The 1903-nt window shown below is 35.9% G+C and carries 3 protein-coding genes; all 3 read left to right on the top strand.

Translation table 11 applies throughout. From position 1 onward, the window contains the following. Nucleotides 1-224: 224 nt before the first annotated feature. The 3 genes from H4J67_RS19805 (at nucleotide 225) to H4J67_RS19795 (ending at nucleotide 1576) form a co-directional block, all read left to right on the top strand. On the top strand, nucleotides 225-785 hold the full coding sequence (locus H4J67_RS19805) for a hypothetical protein (protein ID WP_182204857.1): 561 nt from the start codon (nucleotides 225-227) through the stop codon (nucleotides 783-785). A gap of 110 nt (nucleotides 786-895) precedes the next feature. Beyond that, on the top strand, nucleotides 896-1213 hold the full coding sequence (locus tag H4J67_RS19800) for a hypothetical protein (RefSeq protein ID WP_182204854.1): 318 nt from the start codon (nucleotides 896-898) through the stop codon (nucleotides 1211-1213). Between the two features lie 108 nt (nucleotides 1214-1321). Beyond that, on the top strand, nucleotides 1322-1576 hold the full coding sequence (locus H4J67_RS19795) for a hypothetical protein (RefSeq protein WP_182204851.1): 255 nt from the start codon (nucleotides 1322-1324) through the stop codon (nucleotides 1574-1576). Nucleotides 1577-1903: the final 327 nt, after the last annotated feature.

Below are 1903 nucleotides of genomic sequence, written 5' to 3'. Positions count from 1 at the left end.
ATTCACGTTTAGTAGCAAAGTGGCGAAAGGTTTTTTAAATCTACTCATTCCACGCTTTAACCTTTTATTGTTCTTGGTAACTTAAGTGTTTGCCATGTAAGCCAGATATAACAAGCTATTCAAGATGGACGCTAAACAGTTGGCTAGCTTCGTTCCTCGCATTTTAGCCAACAATTTCGCGCTGCTTAATAGGGCGTTATATTGCCATAGGGAATGGAATCAACATGGGTGCTTCTAAGCGAATAATTCTAAGCCAAGAAAGAATTTTAGGTAAATTACTAAAAAGTATGGGCATTGGTTTTGGGGTTATGGCAACTATACTCTTTGTCTCTGATTTCAAATTAATCGGATTTTTTGTGTTTTTCCTGATCCCGGCATTAGGACTATATTTTATGGGCGCCTATCAAGATAGAAAGTATAAAATGTTAGGAAGAACCCCATTAGAACTAAACGCAAGTTACTGTAAAAAGAATCAATTAACGAAAGCTAAAATTAAAATTAATAGAAATAACTTTAACAAAGTACAAGAGATTAAACTCCGTTGTACACAGCACTCTGGCGATTCTCAAGCCAATAGGATTATTTGGGAAAATACAGTTGAGCCAACAATTCATTTCGAGAAAGATTTAACCCTTATCGAATTTGATATCAACATACCACAACGGCTCCCTGAATCTTCGAGTGGTTTTTTTAGTCGTCAATATAGCTACGAGGTTTCATTCAAGTTTACTGAATCTATGGAGTTTGTAGAGCGAACATGGAAAATCCCTGTCAAAACAATATAACAAGTAAATTAACAAGGACTTAAAACAGTTGGCTTCCTTCGCTTCGCTCAGTATTATAGCCAACAATTTTAAGCCTGTTATTTAGGCGTTATATTTTTAAAGGATTATCGATGAAATATCTAGGATTGTTATCAATAATACTATTGGCTGGTTGTCAGTCTACGCCAACTTTTTGTGAGAAAGAGCCTGATTCAGATTTATGTAATCAAAAAACTTACCAATATGGTACAGACCAAGCGCTCAAAGAATTTGAAACTAAGAAATCTAACAAAGCTTTTGCGCTTGGCCAAACTTCTGATGGCTGGGAGTTTTACGGTTACTCTGAAGGTTATAGCTCAACCCATAAAGCGAAAAAGGAAGCTCTTGCGCAATGCCAAAAGAGGGTAGATAAACATGGTACTGATGGCAAGTGTGAGTTAATTCGTTAGTCAAAATATAACAAGAACTTCAAACGGAAAAAATACAGTTGGCTGTTTTCACTCCGTTCAACATTTTAGCCAACTATATTTTTCCGCTTAAGTAGGCGTTAGCTGTCTATGAGGATTCGGGTGAAAGTATTACTAGCACTAATTTTATTATCTTCTATTGGGGCATATGTTTATTACGCTCAATCTCAAGATGTTAATGTTGAACTTATGCCACCTGAATTTACTCTTTGTGGGAAAGTCATCACTCGCGAAGATGTGGAATACGTTGAAATTAGAAATTGGCTAAGTGAAAATAAAAGTGGTTGGGACATTGATTGGAATACGCCAATTGCTGGTTTACTATATTCATATCCTTCTTATTGAATAGTCGTTTTTCCCACAGGTGTTCATGTCGGTTATAAAACGAACAATGGATTTACAAGGTTAATAAAATCTAAAAAGCATAACCTTAAAACGTCATGTGAAAGCGTCAGCTAACAAGAACTTAAAGAGGAACAAAATACAGTTGGCTGTTTTGTTCACTCCGTTCACTTATTTTAGCCAACTCTATTTTGCCCCTTAAGTGGGCGTTATATGCTCTTAATAAATACGTTTTAGGGCAAGACATTTTTAGCTAAGTGTTTTACGCTAAACTCGGTTTAGTGCAGCACTAATAAGCATTGCTTCTTTTACCTTTTTCAAAGGTGGCAA

The sequence above is a fragment of the Colwellia sp. BRX10-4 genome, assembly GCF_014077465.1.
GTDB lineage: Bacteria > Pseudomonadota > Gammaproteobacteria > Enterobacterales > Alteromonadaceae > Colwellia_A.
The sequence above is the reverse complement of the archived record's forward strand: the minus strand, read 5'-3'. Positions and strand labels throughout refer to the sequence as shown.

Excerpts from the sequence above, each read along its gene's own strand:
- H4J67_RS19805 (WP_182204857.1), top strand. The coding sequence starts at position 225 with ATGGGTGCTTCTAAGCGAATAATTCTAAGCCAAGAAAGAATTTTAGGT.
- H4J67_RS19800 (WP_182204854.1), top strand. The coding sequence starts at position 896 with ATGAAATATCTAGGATTGTTATCAATAATACTATTGGCTGGTTGTCAG.
- H4J67_RS19795 (WP_182204851.1), top strand. The coding sequence starts at position 1,322 with ATGAGGATTCGGGTGAAAGTATTACTAGCACTAATTTTATTATCTTCT.